The sequence below is a fragment of the Psychrobacter sp. DM8 genome (genome assembly GCF_051307025.1).
Taxonomy (GTDB): Bacteria; Pseudomonadota; Gammaproteobacteria; order Pseudomonadales; family Moraxellaceae; genus Psychrobacter.
On sequence record NZ_CP195538.1, the window covers coordinates 672462 to 691326 of the forward strand.

General features: G+C 44.5%; 17 protein-coding genes. 12 read left to right on the forward strand and 5 right to left on the reverse strand.

The window, feature by feature from the left end; all coding sequences use genetic code 11:
- Positions 1-608 precede the first annotated feature (608 nt).
- From ACR64J_RS03030 to ACR64J_RS03065, 8 genes are all read left to right on the forward strand, one after another.
- Positions 609-2321, forward strand: coding sequence for an acetolactate synthase 3 large subunit (locus tag ACR64J_RS03030; RefSeq protein WP_435951014.1), 1713 nt, complete (start codon positions 609-611; stop codon positions 2319-2321).
- Positions 2321-2818 (forward strand): acetolactate synthase small subunit, encoded by a 498-nt coding sequence (gene ilvN, locus ACR64J_RS03035; RefSeq protein ID WP_317200630.1) that lies wholly within the window; start codon positions 2321-2323, stop codon positions 2816-2818. Before ACR64J_RS03030 ends, ilvN begins: the two co-directional genes overlap by 1 nt.
- Positions 2819-2935: 117 nt before the next feature.
- Positions 2936-3952 (forward strand): ketol-acid reductoisomerase, encoded by a 1017-nt coding sequence (ilvC, locus tag ACR64J_RS03040; protein ID WP_317200631.1) that lies wholly within the window; start codon positions 2936-2938, stop codon positions 3950-3952.
- A 323-nt stretch (positions 3953-4275) separates the two neighbouring features.
- Positions 4276-4701 (forward strand): hypothetical protein, encoded by a 426-nt coding sequence (locus tag ACR64J_RS03045; RefSeq protein ID WP_317200632.1) that lies wholly within the window; start codon positions 4276-4278, stop codon positions 4699-4701.
- Between the two features lie 284 nt (positions 4702-4985).
- Positions 4986-5198, forward strand: coding sequence for a cold-shock protein (locus ACR64J_RS03050; protein WP_317200633.1), 213 nt, complete (start codon positions 4986-4988; stop codon positions 5196-5198).
- A 164-nt stretch (positions 5199-5362) separates the two neighbouring features.
- Positions 5363-5947, forward strand: a complete 585-nt coding sequence (locus tag ACR64J_RS03055; RefSeq protein ID WP_435950373.1) for a DUF421 domain-containing protein — start codon at positions 5363-5365, stop codon at positions 5945-5947.
- A gap of 386 nt (positions 5948-6333) precedes the next feature.
- Positions 6334-7083 (forward strand): electron transfer flavoprotein subunit beta/FixA family protein, encoded by a 750-nt coding sequence (locus tag ACR64J_RS03060; RefSeq protein WP_317200635.1) that lies wholly within the window; start codon positions 6334-6336, stop codon positions 7081-7083.
- A 133-nt stretch (positions 7084-7216) separates the two neighbouring features.
- Positions 7217-8149 (forward strand): electron transfer flavoprotein subunit alpha/FixB family protein, encoded by a 933-nt coding sequence (locus ACR64J_RS03065; protein WP_435950374.1) that lies wholly within the window; start codon positions 7217-7219, stop codon positions 8147-8149.
- Positions 8150-8253: 104 nt separating this feature from the next.
- On the opposite strand, the gene ACR64J_RS03070 is transcribed toward ACR64J_RS03065, so the two are convergent.
- Both ACR64J_RS03070 and ACR64J_RS03075 read right to left on the reverse strand, forming a co-directional pair.
- Positions 8254-9048: a TrmH family RNA methyltransferase gene (locus tag ACR64J_RS03070; protein WP_435950375.1), complete on the reverse strand. Its 795-nt coding sequence runs from the start codon at positions 9046-9048 to the stop codon at positions 8254-8256.
- Positions 9049-9101: 53 nt separating this feature from the next.
- Positions 9102-10085 carry a class 1 fructose-bisphosphatase gene (locus ACR64J_RS03075; RefSeq protein ID WP_435950376.1) on the reverse strand — a complete coding sequence of 328 codons (984 nt, stop codon included), beginning with the start codon at positions 10083-10085 and terminating at the stop codon, positions 9102-9104.
- 339 nt (positions 10086-10424) lie between these two features.
- Between ACR64J_RS03075 and ACR64J_RS03080 the strand changes: the two genes are divergently transcribed.
- From ACR64J_RS03080 to ACR64J_RS03090, 3 genes are all read left to right on the forward strand, one after another.
- Positions 10425-11498 carry an aspartate carbamoyltransferase catalytic subunit gene (locus ACR64J_RS03080; protein WP_317200639.1) on the forward strand — a complete coding sequence of 358 codons (1074 nt, stop codon included), beginning with the start codon at positions 10425-10427 and terminating at the stop codon, positions 11496-11498.
- Positions 11499-11567: 69 nt separating this feature from the next.
- Entirely contained in the window at positions 11568-12773 is a 1206-nt protein-coding gene (locus tag ACR64J_RS03085) for a dihydroorotase (protein WP_435950377.1), read from the forward strand.
- Positions 12766-13281, forward strand: a complete 516-nt coding sequence (locus ACR64J_RS03090; protein ID WP_435950378.1) for a DUF2127 domain-containing protein — start codon at positions 12766-12768, stop codon at positions 13279-13281. The genes ACR64J_RS03085 and ACR64J_RS03090 overlap by 8 nt, the downstream gene beginning before the upstream one ends.
- A gap of 128 nt (positions 13282-13409) precedes the next feature.
- On the opposite strand, the gene ACR64J_RS03095 is transcribed toward ACR64J_RS03090, so the two are convergent.
- Genes ACR64J_RS03095 through ACR64J_RS03105 form a run of 3 tightly spaced genes read right to left on the reverse strand, consistent with a single transcriptional unit; the run spans position 13410 to position 17941 of the window.
- Positions 13410-14675 carry a cation:proton antiporter gene (locus tag ACR64J_RS03095; protein ID WP_435950379.1) on the reverse strand — a complete coding sequence of 422 codons (1266 nt, stop codon included), beginning with the start codon at positions 14673-14675 and terminating at the stop codon, positions 13410-13412.
- A gap of 53 nt (positions 14676-14728) precedes the next feature.
- Positions 14729-16339: a DUF2254 domain-containing protein gene (locus tag ACR64J_RS03100; protein WP_435950380.1), complete on the reverse strand. Its 1611-nt coding sequence runs from the start codon at positions 16337-16339 to the stop codon at positions 14729-14731.
- Between the two features lie 57 nt (positions 16340-16396).
- On the reverse strand, positions 16397-17941 hold the full coding sequence (locus ACR64J_RS03105; RefSeq protein ID WP_435950381.1) for a YihY family inner membrane protein: 1545 nt from the start codon (positions 17939-17941) through the stop codon (positions 16397-16399).
- A 214-nt stretch (positions 17942-18155) separates the two neighbouring features.
- Between ACR64J_RS03105 and wrbA the strand changes: the two genes are divergently transcribed.
- The gene (wrbA, locus tag ACR64J_RS03110; protein WP_435950382.1) at positions 18156-18773 is read left to right on the forward strand and encodes an NAD(P)H:quinone oxidoreductase; all 618 of its coding nucleotides are present in this window, start codon (positions 18156-18158) and stop codon (positions 18771-18773) included.
- The last annotated feature ends 92 nt before the right edge of the window (positions 18774-18865 follow it).

The following is an 18865-nucleotide window of genomic DNA, read 5'->3' on the forward strand; positions in this document are numbered from 1 at the left end:
TCTTTGTGATGATGATATGTTTGTTATATACATCGTCTCCGGACTTATCTGTCTACAATGACTAAGATAAACTTATTATTTATAAACATCAAACGCGATGTTTGCATGGATGGCAAGTACAATACAGCGTACTGTCACAGTAATGCCTGCTGATAAAAGTGTTTTGTATTGTAGTATTAGCATAACTGCTGATCCTGTTTTTATCAGTGCAGTTGTCACTACTATGCGCAACATAAATAATAAGCCTCTTTTATAGATGCCTAGCATCTTGTCACTGTATACCGATAATCCGCTGCTTCAACACTGATCCTAAAATTTACTGTGCTCAAACATCATTGTCTTAATGACAGTTTTTTTAGTTATGATGTTTTGACATAGCAAATATCTATTCTTTATATAGACAAAGACTCATTATTTTTGAGTACGAATGGCCGCATTTAGGCGTGGTTGTTTTTATGATTAAGTAGTAAGTCTGCGCCGAACAAAAGGTGATGACAGTGACGCAAACCACGCAAAGTCCGAATATGACCGGGCACACGCAAACGGCTAATGCCGCCAAGAACTTTGAAGAAAAGCAGCAACGCATTGCTGAAGGCCAAGAGCCTGTAATGCTCTCTGGGGCTGAGATTTTGGTGCAGTCTTTGACCGATGAAGGGGTCAAGTACATTTTTGGCTATCCAGGCGGTGCGGTTCTTCATATTTATGATGCCCTATTTCAACAAGAAACCATTGAGCACATCCTTGTGCGTCATGAGCAAGCAGCAGGTCATATGGCCGATGCTTACTCTCGAGTGACTGGTAATACTGGCGTCGTACTTGCAACTTCAGGCCCAGGAGCCACCAACACAGTAACGGCTATCGCTACTGCGTTTATGGACTCAGTACCTATGGTTGTGATCTCAGGTCAGGTGCCAAGTAGCCTGATCGGCGAAGATGCCTTTCAAGAGACCGACATGATTGGGGTATCACGCCCTATCGTCAAGCATAGCTTTCAGGTGCGTCATGCCAGCGAAATCCCTATGATCGTCAAAAAAGCATTTTATATCGCGCAGACAGGCCGCCCAGGTCCTGTCGTCATAGACGTACCAAAAGATATGACCGCGCCGAGCGAAAAGTATGCTTATGAATATCCAAAAGACGTCTTTATGCGCTCGTATCAGCCGTCAATCAAGGGTCATAGCGGGCAGATCAAAAAAGCGGTTGAGACTTTGCTTGCGGCAAAACGTCCTGTAGTTTATGCAGGTGGCGGCGTTATCTGGAGCAAAGCACACGCGGAGCTGACTGAGCTTGCGCATCGTTTGAACTTACCTGTGACTAATACCTTGATGGGTTTGGGTACGTTCCCAGGTTCGGACCGTCAATTTTTGGGTATGTTAGGTATGCATGGTACTTACGAGGCCAATACGAGCATGCATCATGCAGACGTTATTTTGGCAGTCGGTGCGCGTTTTGATGATCGCGTCACCAACAATGTCAAAAAGTTCTGTCCTAACGCCACCATTATCCATATCGATATAGATCCGGCGTCTATCTCAAAGACCATCTTTGCTCATATCCCAATTGTAGGCGACGTTAAGTCGGTACTAACAGATATGCTCGATAGTATCGGTGATGACAAGCAGCTTGATCAACATGCTCTACTAGACTGGTGGTCGCAGATTAATGAGTGGCGCAAGCGCCATGGTTTGCGCTATGACACCAGCACAGAAAACGGTATCAAGCCGCAGAGCGTTGTACAAGCACTAGATAAAGTGACTAACAGTAACGCTATCATTACAAGTGATGTCGGTCAGCATCAGATGTTTGCCGCGCTTTATTATACGTATCTTGAGCCAGGTCAGTGGTTGAACTCTGGTGGCCTCGGTACTATGGGTGTGGGCTTGCCATATGCAATGGCGGCCAAGCTTGCCAATCCTGATCGTGACGTCGTCTGTATCACAGGCGAGGGCTCTATCCAGATGAATATTCAGGAGCTATCAACTTGCTTACAGTATAATCTGCCTGTCAAAATCTTGAACATTAATAATGCGCAGTTAGGTATGGTGAAGCAGTGGCAAGATATGCTTTATGAAGGTCGCCATGCCCAGTCTTATATGGACTCGCTACCAGATTTTGTCAAGCTTGCTGAGAGCTATGGTCACGTCGGCATCAAGATCACTGATCCTGAAACGATGGAGGCGCAAATAGAAGAAGCGATGGCAATGAAAGATAGACTGGTATTTATCGACGTCTATGTCGATCGTAATGAGCATGTGTATCCGATGCAAATTGCAGGACAGACTATGCGTGATATGTGGCTAACAAAAGGGGAGCGTACTTAATGCAACAACCACATCTGATTTCGGTATTAATGGAAAACGAAGCGGGTTCGTTGTCGCGCTTGGTCGGCTTGTTCTCCCAGCGCGGCTACAATATCGAAACCCTAAACGTTGCCCCAACTGACGACCCCAGCATCTCGCGTTTGACGCTGACGACCATTACCTCTCCTGAGCGAGTTGAGCAAATCACCAAACAATTGCATAAATTGATCGAAGTGGTTAAAGTGCTTAATCTATCAGATACCGTTCACGTTGAGCGTGAGCTTATGCTGATAAAGGTACGTGCGACGGGCAATGTTCGCGAAGAGATCAAACGTAGCGCTGATATATTCCGCGCTCAGATTGTCGATGTGAACGCTAACCTGTACACGATTCAAATCGTAGGTGATACGGCCAAACTTGACGGTTTTATCGATACTATTGGACGTGAACGCGTGCTAGAAGTGGTACGCTCGGGTGTTATCGGTATTGCTCGCGGCGAAAAAACGCTAAGCGTTTAATACTTGTCTGTCATTATACTAATTTAAAACTAACATCACGCTTATAGTAACTAAGTAGCTTTACTATAAGCCTTTATTATCCATGGCAAGCCATGCTTGAGGAAAAGGACTCTATTTATGAACGTTTTTTACGATAAAGATTGCGATCTATCGATTATTCAAGGCAAAAAAGTCGCCATCATCGGTTATGGCTCACAAGGTCATGCCCATGCTTTAAACTTACAAGACTCTGGCGTAGATGTCACTGTCGGCCTGCGCGCTGATTCGGGTTCTCGTAAAAAAGCAGAAAACGCGGGTCTAAAAGTCGCTGATGTGGCAGACGCCGTAAAAGCCGCTGACGTCGTGATGATCCTGACGCCAGATGAGTTCCAAAAAGAGCTATACAACAATGAGATTGAGCCAAACATCAAAGAGGGTTCGACATTGGCTTTTGCTCATGGTTTTGCGATTCATTACAACCAAGTGGTACCGCGTAGCGATCTAAACGTCATCATGGTAGCGCCAAAAGCACCAGGCCATACGGTACGTAACGAGTTCGTCAAAGGCGGCGGTATCCCAGATCTTATCGCAATCTATCAAGACGCCTCAGGCGATGCCAAGCAATTAGCGCTCTCTTATGCAGCAGGCGTTGGCGGTGGACGCTCAGGTATCATCGAGACGACGTTTAAAGATGAGACTGAAACTGATTTATTCGGTGAGCAAGCAGTCCTTTGCGGCGGCGCAGTAGAGCTGGTCAAAATGGGTTTTGAGACTTTGACAGAAGCAGGCTACGCACCAGAAATGGCTTACTTTGAGTGTTTGCACGAGCTTAAGCTTATCGTTGACTTGATGTATGAAGGCGGTATCGCTGATATGAACTACTCAATCAGTAACAACGCTGAATACGGCGAATACGTTACGGGTACAGAGGTCATCAACGAGCAATCACGAGAAGCAATGCGTAATGCGCTTAAACGCATTCAATCAGGCGAGTACGCCAAGATGTTCATCTCAGAGGGCGCAACGAACTATCCTTCTATGACGGCGCGTCGTCGTAACAACGCTGAGCATCAGATCGAAGTCACTGGCGCAAAACTTCGCGGCATGATGCCTTGGATCGGTGGTAATAAAATCATCGATAAAGACAAAAACTAAGCGTTACTGATCTAAGTTTTTAAGACCCATGTTATCAACAGATAACGTGGGTTTTTTTTGTTTAGCACCTTAACCGTTTTAATCAATTGATCACTTTAATAGCTTTATTATCTTAACAATTTTGTCGCCAACGCGTATTTGTAAAGTCTAAAAAACAGCGGCGAATAGAAATTGACTTACCATCGGTTGAAAATGACGACTAGCCGCCCTATATAGACAAACATTATAAGACTTGCTCACAGTTTACGAGTGCAACACTTTAAGTATAACGGTGCAAGCAATTTAACTTTTATTATAAACATTATTAATCATAGGCGGTAGCTGTGCTAATACCCAACCCTGACTGGCTAACGCCGCAATTTATATACGTCGCCCTAAGCGCGGTAGTAGCTGTTTTGATCTGGATAGAAGGGGAGATGCTCAAGACCACCGACGGCAAGCTACCCCAATCGCCATTGTTTAAATTTAGCTCATTACTAGATACGGCTTGGTTTTTTATCTCAGTCATGATGCTCTACGTTATCGAGTTGACACCGCTTGCAGTAACCGTACCAGCTGCTTATGGCATATATACCGTATTTGGCTGGGTGTATGGCACCCGCCTGCTCAGACGCAAAGGCATTCCTGATTCTGCAAAGGAGTTAGTGATACCAGTTAAGTACATTGCTTACAGTCAGTCGTTTGCTTTGATATTTTTCTCCTTATGTCTTTTAGTATTGGCAGCGCCTTGGTTACCTATTGCTAATTAGTAAAATGATAAGTCAAAATCAATTATCAATTATTAATTAAAAATATCAAACTATTCAATGATATAGCGTCAAAAATGCCATTTACAAAATTACTGTATTAAACTTACCTAGGCTTATAAAAGCTGCTATACTTAAATCATACTTATAAGACTTTAAACACATTTGTGTTGTATTTTAATAGGTAAGTGGATTCATTTCGATGATGAGCTTAGAAGCTATAAGTATTTTTCAATTAATCGGTGAAGGCATTAGTCTCACCAACCGTTAAAGAGTTAGGAAAAATTATGTCAGAAAAAGTTGAAGGCACCGTAAAGTGGTTTAATGAAGCTAAAGGTTTTGGTTTTATCGCTCAAGACAATGGCGGTCAAGATGTATTCGCTCATTACAGCGCTATTCAAGGTGGTGGCTTTAAAACACTAGCCGAAGGCCAAAAAGTTTCTTTCGTTCTAGGTCAAGGCCAAAAAGGTCCACAAGCTGAGCAAATCGAAGCCCTATAATCTTAAACCGAGATTATATTGTTTTATAACAATAAAAATATTGTTTAGACTGTATAAAAAAGCAACCTATACTTAGATAGGTTGCTTTTTTTATGACTAAAATTTATCAGTTCTAGATTTAATTTATTGACGTACCATTAAAATAGTAGAGTTAGGAGTCAGTTATGGAATGGCAGTCTTGGATAATGATTAACGAGCAACAAGTCATCGGTATTACAATATCGGTTGTGGTGTTTTACTTTTGCCTAATATTATTTACTCGCATCGCAGGGCTACGTAGTTTCTCTAAGCTCTCAAGCTATGATCTGGCGATGACCATAGGTATTGGTAGTATATTAGCATCCACAGTGGTATCCAAATCGACTTCACTGATGCAAGGCATATTTGCCGTTGGTATGTTGTTTCTCTTGCAGTCCATTGTCTCTATCGTGCGCCGCAAAATTAAACCTGTCAAAGATCTGCTCGATAATCAGCCCATAATTTTGATGGCAAACGGTGAGTATCTTTGGGACAACTTAAAAGAAGCAAAACTAAGCACTAATGATGTTAAGCAGGTACTGCGTCAAAACGGTGTTAAATCGCCTTCTGAGGTGTTTGCAGTCATCATGGAAACCACTGCTGATATGAGCGTTATCAAAAACAATGACGCTAAGCCGGATTGGTCGCTTTTTGATGATGTCCGCGACAAAGAGATATTGATGAATAGTATAAACAACACTACTAGTCATAAAGATATGACTAATCGATAACAAAATGTTAAGAAAATGCACGACCCAAAGTGCTATAAAGGGTAGTGAGCTGGCGGTATTGTTTACTCAGTTTTAGGCTTTGCGTTTTGAGCTTCTCAAAAATTTATGACGCTTTATTCACAGCGCTATCTTGATTTTGCGCCTGTGCTCACGCAAGATACGGACTGTTCTTAAATACGTGTGTTTAGGTACAGGATTGACAAGTAATTAGTGGATTAATCCATATACTTAAAATCAATAGGCATGAGCGATAGGTTTGATATTTATTGTGACTCATCGTTTTTGATATTGCGCGTGAAAGCTTTATAATAACGCTTAGGTAAACACTAACTCTTGGTTTTTTTAACCAAAATATTTTATTCATAACATTAATAAACGAGGAACGTATGAAAGCATTAGTAGCGGTCAAGCGTGTCATTGATTATAACGTAAAGGTTCGTGTAAAAGCTGACAACTCTGGCGTTGATTTATCTAACACCAAAATGTCTATTAACCCATTCGATGAGATTGCAGTAGAAGAAGCGGTACGTCTAAAAGAAGCGGGCGTGATCGATGAGATCATCGTCGCCTCTATCGGCCCAAAAGAGTCGCAAGAGCAGATTCGTGCAGCCTTGGCACTAGGTGCTGATCGCGGCGTACTGGTACAAACAGACGACAAGCCATATCCTTTGCAAGTTGCCAAAATTCTAAAAAGCATTGCTGAGTCTGAGTCAACAGACATCATCTTATTAGGTAAGCAAGCCATTGATGATGACAATAACCAAACGGGTCAAATGCTAGCGGCATTGATGGGTATTGGTCAGGGTACTTTTGCATCAGAAGTTAACGTTGAAGGCGATAAAGTAAACGTCACTCGTGAAGTTGATGGCGGTTTGCAGACTGTTGCGCTAACGCTACCTGCGGTGATTACAGCTGATTTGCGTCTAAACGAGCCACGCTATGCTAAATTGCCAAACATCATGAAAGCAAAGAAAAAGCCACTTGATGAGAAGACGCCAGCAGATTTTGGTGTTGATATGGCCTCCAAGCAGCAAATCACAAAGGTCGTACCGCCTGCCGCTCGTAAAGCAGGTATCACTGTCAAATCAGTGGACGAATTGGTTGATAAGCTTAAAAACGAAGCTAAAGTTATCTAAGTCATCAGCGCAGATTTTGTAGGGCTTGTAGCTATGCTTACCTATAGCTATGTTTGATGACATAAGTAACAAGCAGAGCAAAGCAAGACCTGATCATAGTATAGACGACAAGAATTAATAAAGGATAAAGACAATGGCTATTTTAGTATATGCAGAACATGACAATGCCAGTCTAAAAAAGGCAACTTTCAACACTATTGCTGCTGCTAAATTAATGGGCGATGAGGTTCATGTGTTGGTAGCAGGTTCTGGCGCGCAGGGCGCTGCAGACGAAGCTGCAAAGGCTGAAGGCGTAAGCAAAGTATTGCTAGCAGACAACGGCGCTTATGAGTATCAATTAGCGGCTAATATTGCCCTGCTAGTTGCTGATATTGCAGGTGACTATAGCCATATCGTCGCTCCTGCAACGACTACAGGTAAGAACTTTATGCCTCGCGTAGCCGCTTTGCTTGACGTTAGCATGCTATCGGAGATATCTGCTGTTATCGACGCGCAAACTTTTGAGCGTCCTATTTACGCAGGTAACGCAACGGCAACAGTCAAAACCTCAGAAGACAAAGTGATTGTGACTATACGTCCAACCTCATTTGATCCTGTCGCTACCGAAGGCGGTTCAGCGACCGTTGAAACTATTGACAACGTTCAAGATGCAGGCAAATCAAGCTTTGTAAGTGAAGAAGTTGCAAAATCTGATCGTCCTGAATTGGCTTCAGCGGGTATCGTTGTATCTGGTGGTCGTGCTCTAGCTAATGGCGAGAACTTCACTAAATATATCGAACCTTTAGCTGATAAACTAGGCGCTGCTATTGGTGCCTCGCGCGCTGCTGTTGATGCTGGTTACGTCTCTAACGATATGCAGGTCGGTCAAACAGGTAAGATCGTTGCTCCGCAATTATACATCGCTGCTGGTATCTCTGGTGCCATTCAGCATTTAGCGGGTATGAAAGACTCTAAAGTTATCGTAGCTATCAATAACGATCCTGAGTCGCCAATCGCTAGCGTTGCTGACTATTTCTTAGAAGCCGATTTATTTGACGCTTTACCTGAGCTAACCAGTAAAATCTAAGGTTTATTAGGTATTGTACTTAGATAAATAAAAATCCCGCTATATATAGCGGGATTTTTGCGTTTTGAGGCTAAGTTTTATAGCTGCATTGCTATTATTTTATATCAGCTATATTGACGTTGACGCAGGGTCTCGTACAGACATAGCGCGCCTGCAATAGCGACATTGAGACTCTCCTGCCCGTTAGGCTGCGGCAAGGCAATAGGGGTGGCGCATTGCATGAGCTCATCGCAGACGCCTTGACCTTCGTGTCCCATAACCCAAGCTATAGGCGCGCTTAAATCATGCTGATAAATCAAAGTATCCGTATGCGAGCTGGTCGCTAGTAGGGGTACTTTGACTTGCTGCAAAACATCTGTGACCGCTAGCCCTTCATAGACTGTTAAAGCGAACTGCGCGCCCATTCCTGCCCGCAAAGTCTTGGGCGACCACACTTGCGCGCTGCCCTCAGTACAGAGCACCTTTGTGATACCAACAGCTGCTGCCGTGCGTAGTAACGTACCGACGTTGCCACTATCTTGTACGTCGTTTAAAATCAAGCAATCATCGTTAATGACAGGCAAATTATGCTTAGGTATAGCAATTATAGCCATGATATCAATACCAGTACCTAAACTGCTTATGCTGCGATACAGCGTATCTGGCAGCGTTGAGATGCCAACATAACTGGGCAGCCGCGCAAGCAGCTGCCGCACTTCACTATGCGTGTGTGCTGACTCAGATAATAGTATCTGTAGTACAGGGTAGTCACTACGCAGGGCTGCATCAATCAAATGTGCGCCTTCAAGTACCGTTTGGCCTATTTTTTTGCGCCGGCGAGCTTGCGTAAGTAGTGCTTTGATCAGTTTTACCGTTTGGTTCTTATCAGAGGTAATTAGCTCAGTAGGATTTGCGCTCATAGTAAACGGCTCAGAATTAGAAAAAAGTAGCGTTAAGGTTTTGCGTCATTTATCTAAGACTGACTATGTTGCAAATGAAGAGTCTTAACATAGTCCACTTCATTTTTACTACCTAATACTACAGGCACACGTTGATGAATATCATTAGGCTCGATGTCCAGTATTCTAGTCGTAGCATCAGTCGCCGCGCCGCCTGCGCGCTCAATCAGTAAGCTCATAGGGTTGGCTTCGTACATTAAGCGTAGTTTGCCCGCTTTTTTGGCGTCCTTGGTATCAAGAGGATAAGTAAATAGGCCGCCGCGGCACAAGATGCGGTGCACATCACCGACCATAGCTGCTACCCAGCGCGTATTAAAATCGCGTCCTCGCACCCCAGTCTTGCCTGCGATAAGCTCGTCAATGTACTGCTGCATAGGCGCTTGCCAGTAACGATAGTTTGAGCCGTTGATAGCATACTCACTGGTATCTGCATCAATCTGGACATTGTCTTCTATTAAGACATAATCGTTGGTATCTGGATCTAGGCTGAACATGACCACTTTATCGTCGATGGTCAAAGCCATGACCGTTGAGGTACCATATAGCAGATAACCTGCTGCTAGCTGCTGATGACCTGCCTGCAAAAAGTCGCTGTTTTCACTGAGATGACCTGGGCGTAAGTAAGGGAGAATAGAGAATATCGTACCAACTGCCATATTGATATCGATGTTTGAGGAGCCATCCAACGGATCAAATAACACCAGCAAGCTGCCATCAACGTTGGCAGGTGTTGCATCATCCAATTCCTCTGAGGCAACACCTGCGCAGTGAGGGTTTTGGCTAAGCGCATCTAAGAGTAAATCATTGGCCAAGACATCGAGCTTTTTTTGTTCTTCGCCCTGCACGTTTTGATTGCCAGCTTCGCCCATAATATCAGCAAGCGCACCTTTTCTAAGTAACTCTGATATGGTGATGCCAACGTCCGCTAGCGTGGTAATCACGTCGTTTATCGCAGTTTGGTTTGAGTGCTTGTCTAAATATTGGGCTAGGGTGGTCATAGGGTGTCCTAATAGAATAAAAAAAGCGATAACATAGGTTTTCATTTAATAGATAATCAATACAAATAGCTCATTGTACAGCGTTTGAACTGACTCAAAAAATAATAATAAGCGGGTCATGTCCCTTTGTACTGGCTATAAAATCAGCTACACTAGATTTATTAAATGTAAAGTGTCTATTTTTATAGATAAGTTTGAGACAAAGTGTAGCAAATAAGCGCTAAAATGTCGCTGTATCTACCGCTTTGCCTACGAATAAAGGTTCGTCATTGATTGAAATAGTGCTCAATATGTTCCATCTAGCCATACTTATTAAAACAACCACAAAGACTCGTCATTATGCCAAATGCTACCGATAGCCATGCTACCAATAAAATCTCACCCTCTGACTATGTCAAGTTTGATCCAAGTACCATTCATCAAAGGCTAAACACGTCGCTCAGTCGACCGCAGCTTAATGCTGATGGCAGTATCCGTCACTTTTTGGGTGTAGAAGGATTAAATAAGGCGCAGCTGCAGGCCATTATAGCCAAAGCGGAGACCTTTTTTGATGATAAGGGCTTATTAATTAATAGACCTGAGCTTGAAGGCTGTACCGTGATGAACTTGTTCTTTGAGCCATCGACCCGTACGCGTACCACTTTTGAGGTCGCTGAAAAGCGCCTAGGTGCCAACGTCCTTAACATCGATATCGCGCGCTCTAGTACCAAAAAAGGTGAGAGCTTACGTGACACTTTGTGGAACTTGCAGGCAATGACTGCTGATATCTTTGTTGTGCGTCATTCAGCATCGGGCGCTGCGCACTTTATGGCCACAGAGGTTACGCCTAACATTGCCATCATCAATGGCGGTGATGGCTGGCATGCGCACCCCACTCAAGGAATGCTCGACATGCTGACCATTCATCGCAATGCTCCGCGACCATTTGAGGAGTTATCTGTCGCTATCATCGGTGATATAAAGCACTCGCGAGTGGCGCGCTCAGACATCAGCGCTCTACAGACGTTAGGGGTCAAAGATATCCGCGTTATCGCGCCGCGTACGCTTTTACCCAAGGGCATTGAGCGCTTTGGCGTCAAAGTCTATGAAGATATCGATCAGTGCGTGAGTGACTGCGATGTCATCATGGGCCTGCGTATCCAAAACGAGCGTATCGACTCGCCGCTATTATCGTCATCGAACGAGTATTACAAACACTATGGAATAACACCTGCACGCGTCGCACGAGCAAAACCAGATGCCCTAATTATGCATCCAGGACCGATGAACCGCGGCGTTGAGATCGCCTCAAGCGTGGCAGATGGCCCGCAATCAGTAATCCTAGAGCAGGTGAGTAACGGCGTAGCGATTCGTATGGCTGTTTTAGCAATGGCGATGGAGGGGCAGCGCGCTCATCAAGCGTCTGGGGCATAACCTATTATGTAATGCCATTTAGCGTTGTCGCCTCACTTTTTAACTTTTATTAATACGGTATTTATGCTCATGTCCACAAACACCAATAACTTAATACGTAATCTGCTACCGCAGTCATTATCGTCTACGCTGCCAAGCACTGTAAATGATCATCTAAGCGATAAAAATATAGACAATGAGATGTGGCTGCTACCGCCGCTCGTTGATCTATGTGCGCGCCTGCGAGAGCCAGGTCAGCAGCAGCATGGTACGCTAATATCTGAAGGGCAGGCCGCGCGCGCCAATGGATTTTTGCATGTGGTCACCCCTCCTGATACCCATCCTATTTTAGAAAACGGCTCGCTGCTCAAGGGCTTACGTGAGCGCGCGCTTGATGACGGCGGTATTTATTTACATATCTTGGGTGCTTTGACCGCAGGGCTTGAGGGCACACATCCCTCTAACATCGCTGGCCTAAAAAAGGGCAATTGTATCGCAGTCTCCAACGCGCGCAGGCCTTTTAAGAATGATTTAGTGTTACTGCGCACACTTGAGTATGCGGCGACCTTTGGTATGAAAGTATTCTTTTATCCTGATGAACCTAGTCTGTCAGGTGAAGGCGTGGCGCATGAAGGCTATATTGCTTCTTATCATGGTTTGCAAGGTATTCCATGGATTGCAGAAACCGTAGCATTATCAACGCAGCTGCTGATGGTAGAGGAGACGGGTATTGCCGCGCATTTTAGTCAGCTATCATGTAAATCATCAGTTGAGCTCATGCGCTGGGCAAAGGATAAAGGCCTGCCAGTCACCTGTGATGTGGCGATGCATCAGTTGTACCTGACCGATGATAATTTAGAAGGATTTAATGCGCAGGCCTATGTATTACCACCGCTACGCAGTAATACCGATCAACAAGCATTACTGCGTGGGCTCAAAGACGGCACTATCGACGCTATCTGTAGTCATCACGAACCGCTCAATGCTACCGCCAAAAAAGCGCCATTCGCAGAGAGCACACCTGGTATCTCAAATTTTGATACCTTTATGGCTCTAGCCTGTCAGTTGGTACGCGATGAGGTGCTCAGTTTGGCGCAGCTGGTAGACAAGATATGTCTTAATCCTGCCAAGATTGCAGGTATCGAAGCCCAATACGAGAGCATAGGCGGGGCTGTACTCGTCGATCCTGACCTTGAGTGGCAAGTCACCGCGCAGACTATGTATTCTAATGGCAAAAATACACCGTTTTTTAATCAGCAGTTGCAAGGGCGCGTTGTGGAGACTTTCTTTGGCTAATACGCCAGATTCACCCCAAGCGGATCATACAGTTATATCAGAGGACAGCCATCATTCTAGTGAATCGATTAAAGCTGTCGCTATCTATGAGATTGTCAAAGGCGTAGGCGCGCTATTAGGCGCAGCAGCACTAGTGTTATGGCATAACGATCTTGAGCATTGGCTTGCAAGCGCTAATGACTCATGGCGGCGTTATTTTGGTACATTATTAGCGCCGCAAGTTGAGAGCACTATACAAATTGCTCAGCAAGCGAGTCAAAACTGGACGCTTTTTTTACTGTTTATCGTTTTTTATGTCAGTCTACGGTTTATTGAAGCTTATGGCTTGTGGCAAGACAAAACGTGGGCCTACTGGTTTAGTGTCATTGGCTACGGAATATTTATTCCTGTCGAGATTTATTACTTAGTTATCAGTCCCTTTGATTGGTTTAAGCTAAGTATTTTAATACTTAATGTCATTATCGTCATCGTGGTCTATCGCAGCATGAGACAAAAAGGTCTGCTATAAGAATAGTGTTAACACCATAAAGGTTTTGCTTAAAAAGCAGGATAAGACTATCTTTAAAGCGATAGCGTTATCCTGCTTTTTTAATTTTAAAGTCTTAATAGCAAGCCATTAGTCAGCAGCCGTGCACTTTAACTCGGTTGCTTTGGACTTATCGATCTGGCGACTCGACCAACGCTCAAACCTTGTACCAAAATGGAAAATATCACTACCGCGTAAGTTAGCGCCAGCAAAATATCACGCTCAGGCCCTGTTGGCAGTTGCAGTACTAAAGCGACTGAAATACCGCCGCGCAGCCCGCCCCATGTCAGTACCTTCCAAGCGCCTGAGGGCAAATCAAGCTGACGGTTAAAGGTTTTGGTAGTCATACCGACAACGATGAACCGAGCAAGCAGGGCAATGATGATAGTTGAGATAGCAGCGATAAATAAATTACCTGAGTAAGCGATCATAACCACTTCTAAACCGATTAAGACAAACAAAATCGCGTTCAAAATCTCATCAATAAGCTCCCAAAATAGATCAACATAATGGCGAGTCTTGTCACTCATAGCTAAGGCGCGACCACGATTGCCGACCATCAACCCCATCATCACCATAGCTAACGGTCCTGACAGATGCCAATGACTGGCGAGCGCATACCCGCCGATCACGCCTGCCAAAGTTAGTAACACCTCATCTTGATAGCTATCGATGCTCTTTATCATATAGTACAAAATAGCACCAAGCACCAATCCAAAGACGATACCGCCGCCTGCCTCAATGGCTAAGGTATGGGCGACATAGTTAGCAGTAGGAATATCACCGCTCGTTAAAATACCTAGAAGCAGGACAAAGATAACCACGCCTAAGCCGTCGTTAAACAACGACTCGCCAGCGATAACGGTCTCTAGGCTCTTTGGCGCGCCAGCTGAGGACAAGATGCCCATTACCGCAATAGGATCAGTAGGCGATATCAGCGCGCCAAATAACAGGCACCAAATAAGTGGTAAGCCAAAGCCGAACAGGGGCAGCATGTAATATAGGGCGATGGCGATCAGTACCGCAGATATCACTGTACCTGCGCCTGCCAAAATGCCAATAGGTAGCTTATAACGTTTTAAGTCGCCAATATTGACATGCAACGCTGCTGCAAACAGCAACATAGACAGCATGCCATCAAGCAGAACTTCGGTAAAATCAAGCTGCTCAAGTAAACTTACTTCATAATCAATAAGCTGATCAAAACCTAAAAATCCCAAAAATATCGCTATCATAGAGAGCAAAATTGAGATCACCATAACGCCAATAGTTGTCGGCAGACCGATAAATCTATGATTGATATAAGAGAGTACAGCGGTAATCGACAAAAAAATGGCGCTGACTTCTAGAAGGGTCAGAGTAGATGTGGATGCCATAAAGAATCTCAAAGTAATAAAAAATAATAACTGCAAACCAAAATGTTAGCAGCTTAGCTAGATTGAACCTCTAAAGCTTTATTGATATGCGTTGCAAATTTGCTAAGGTATCTAAAGTGCTGATGCTGTGCGTCCTCATTATGGACGAATTGCTTGGCCTGCTGGCACATAGCGGCTAAATCGTTTACCAGCTCGCTGTAGGTCAAGTTCTCAATACCTGCGCGCTCAATCAAGGTAATCTCATGCAAGAGCGTCTGCTGCTGGGCACTATTGACCCGAGCATAGTTAAGATCCGTCATCGCCTGACACAAAGCTTTTAATACCATTAAGTCAGCGACCGCATAACGGCGTATCTCACCCAAAGAGGTATCGATAAAGTCAGCGATTCTAGGGGTTTGGGTGATGACAGCCAGCGTAGCTACCCGCGGCTCATTAACCGTAATTTTTGACTCATCGTTGTCGTGAGGCGGCACATAAAAATGATACGGGCTTGGCGGCTGGCGACGCATCATCACGCTCAAACATATTGTCAACGACTGAACACAGTTCACTGCCGTCTTGGGATCATTGATACCAGGCGAGAGGGCACGCACAGCAATCTCAGTCACTTGTCCCAAACTATAAGCAATATCGTTTGAATGTACCGCGCGCGGCTCAATGCGAACACAAGCGGCGAAGCGTTGCCAAAACATCCCATCAGGATGGCGCGGCAAAATCGCTAAATTAGAGGTTTTAGTCTTTTGCTGATCACTAGGGTGCCCTGGTGGACACTGATAAAAGTAGCCGATGACGTTTTTGTCAGTGACAAAGTCGCCAAGATTGGCATGCAGTTGTACAACGCCGCCGTAATCTTGAGTCAAGGTAATCAAAGAGTCAAAGTAAATTTGCTGCAAATATCCTGAAACGGGCGCGTAAATAGGGGTGGCAGGCCAAGTATGAAACCGCTTTATATCTTCTTGTAAGATATCTTGATGATGCTGTATATCACAATGATCGCTATACCAGTAATTGATGTTTTCGAGCGCATCGTTACTAGCATCTTGAATGACGTGAGAGGCTTGAATGGCATGCACCATATGTTGTACAAAATATACTAATAGCAGCGCACAAATGATAGCCATGACGATAGCAAAGGTGACTGACAATTGCGGCACACCAAGACCGACATCAAATTTATGAATAGATTTGAGCACTAATAGGCTGTAACTAAAAGTGCCGATAAAGGCACCAAGTACAAACTGATTGGGCGTATCTGTCAAAAAATTACGCAAAAGTCGCGGCCCAAATTGCGACGACGCCATCGATAATACAGCAATAGTAATCGAGAACGTGGTACCAGCGACGCCTAACACGGCGCCTGCGATAGCGGTCATGATAGAACGCGCGGCATCCGCATCACCAGTAAAAGCAAAGGCTATCTCTTTGACTGCCTCACGATCAAAATACTCATCAATAGTAAGAAACAAGGGCGCTAATAGTATGCCAGCTAGTACACAAGTCGTTGGAATAAACCAGTATGAGCCAATTAACTGCTGCCATAAGTTTCTGATGCGATCAGGCAAATCAGCAAGCGTTTGTAGCGACCACAACTGAGCAAATTTATGAAAGCCATTAATACTGGATTCTTTGGTTGTTTCAAGTAACGTTTTTTTCTCATCGCGCACTAGCGTAGGCTCCAAAATATATAAAATAGCTTTGTGTTAGTAATAAACTTAACTTATTTAGCGCTGCGGATTGTCCGCTTCAGTGATAATACTTTTATCCTCTACTCTTATTTTATCGCCTCTTGTGCGACTGCTTTTGATAAAGCTGGCAGTATTGCTTATCCTACTCTTTTTTGCTGAGTTTTGGTCTATAGCACTATCTTTTGGAATCACAACTTCATTGTGCTCGTTGTCCAAAACTACGCTACTGTCTTTGTCAAAAGCGGCGGGTTCAAAACCTGCATGCTCACTTTTTGAGTTGCGACGATTTTCGCTAGGCCTACTTGGAGGAGTCATTGATTTGCGGCGCGGTTCGCTATGGGCAAATATAGCATTTAAAGGTAAATCCAGCTCCTCTTTGGCGCAGCGTTCTGTCGTCTCAAAGCGGTTGATAAGCAAGCTTAACCAAGGCTGCTGATCGTTAGGATTCATCTCATCTAACTCATCTTTGATCGGCAATGGGTAAGGTAGGGTACGATAAAAGTCCCAGAGGCTCATTTTGCTCAAATCTCTTTTGAGGACGTATTCATCGTGCTCAGTTGTGGTAATCAGATTGCTATCTTTAAGATAGTTAATATAGGTATACCATTTGGGCAGCTCCTTGCGGCCTAGGACATCGCGCAGCTCCTGCTCACTGACCGCCTCGCCTTTTAGATAATGGCTATATACCACATTGAGCATGTCCAATAGACTCAGCAGTGGATGGCGAGGATAGACCTCTTTGGTCTCAAAAATCGTTAAGGTATAGCTAATCTCAACTCCTAACAAAATTAGGTTCCAAGACAGATAAATCCATAACAAAAATATCGGCAGGGCAGCAAAAGCGCCATAAATGGCCTCATAACTGGTAAAGTTGGTCATCACCGTGCCAAAGATGTGCTTGAGGAGCTCGAAAACGATAGCCACGATAATACCAGCAATAGCAGCGTTTTTGAACGGGACGCGTGCCTTTGGAATAAACCAGTACATACCCACAAAGCCTGCGACAGTGATACCAATCGATACCATCTGTACCCAAAATGACCAATCGATACCGTAACCTGCAATTTGACGATTCAAAAAGCTCAGGCTCTGTACGGTGCTCGAAGCAATAAAAGCGGTGCCCAATACGATAGGGCCCATGGTTACGATTGTCCAGTAGCGCAGCATACTTTTGATGCCGCCTGCGCGATCAGTCACGCGCCATATCTGATTAAAAGCGCGCTCGATAGTGGTTAGAGTCATGATAGTCGTCAAAAATAAGATGACGATACCAATAGCAGTCAAATTGGTCGATTTTTCAGCGAAGTCATTGATATATTCACTCACCTGCAAGCTTGATTGCGGCAAAAGGTTGCTATAGATCACCTCATAGATCTGCGCGCGGACAGAAGCAAGTGCCGGCACTGAGGATAAGATCATCAAAAGGACGGTCAGTATCGGCACGATAGATAGCATTGTGGTATAGGTTAAAGAGGCCGCTTTTTGCTGGCAGTCATCTTCAAAAAAATGTCGCGTCAAAAACTTTAAGAACTGAAACCAGCGCTGCTGCAAAAAGGGCAGTTTTTTTACCAAATTTTCCATAGAGACCCATCAGCAAACAATAAAGATAGATAAGTGTAACAAAAATACGCTTACCATATGTGCCCCTAATTTGTGTCAAAATGCTGAGCGGTAGCGTTTAAGGGACAACAGACAGGCTTTGCTTTATAAAAGTAGTTTGTTTGCATGTGCGCTCAAGAGTCGGGCATAATGTAAACAACAATTATTGGTATGATTTTTATAGGACATTTAGCTCATGAGTCAAACTGCTCCCTATGTTTTGGTGCTGTATTATTCTACTCACGGCACAACCAAAACGCTGGCTTACTCGATTGCTCAGGGCATCGAAGACGCGGGTATGACAGCGCGTATCCGTACAGTCCCAACAGTAGCTGCTGAGACAACAGTGAGCAAACCTGCGATTCCAGATGAGGGCGATCTATATTGCACGATGGACGACTTAAAGGGCTGCACCGGTCTGGCACTTGGTAGTCCTACTCACTTTGGCAACATGGCTGCGCCCATGAAATATTTTTGGGACAGTACTGTGACGCTTTGGCTAGCAGGCAATCTACAGAACAAGCCCGCCTCTGTATTCACTGCTACAGGCTCGATGCATGGCGGACAAGAGACGACACTGCTTACGATGATGTTGCCGCTTATGCACCATGGTATGATGATAGTCGGTCTGCCTTATGCTGAGCCTGCGCTTGGGCGCACTAGTCGCGGCGGCACGCCTTATGGTGCCAGTCATGTTAGCGGCAGCGCGCATGATCAGCCTGTCACTGATGATGAGCGCGAATTGGCAGTGGCTTTGGGTCGCAGGCTTGCGATAAGCGCCAAAGCACTTGCGCAAGCGGACTTTGGTCGCTAAATATGCGCTTATGTCGCTAAACATGCGCTTATAGTGTTATGTCGCTCATTTTGTATGATCCTCCTTTATGTGACCCAATAGGAAAGCCAAAA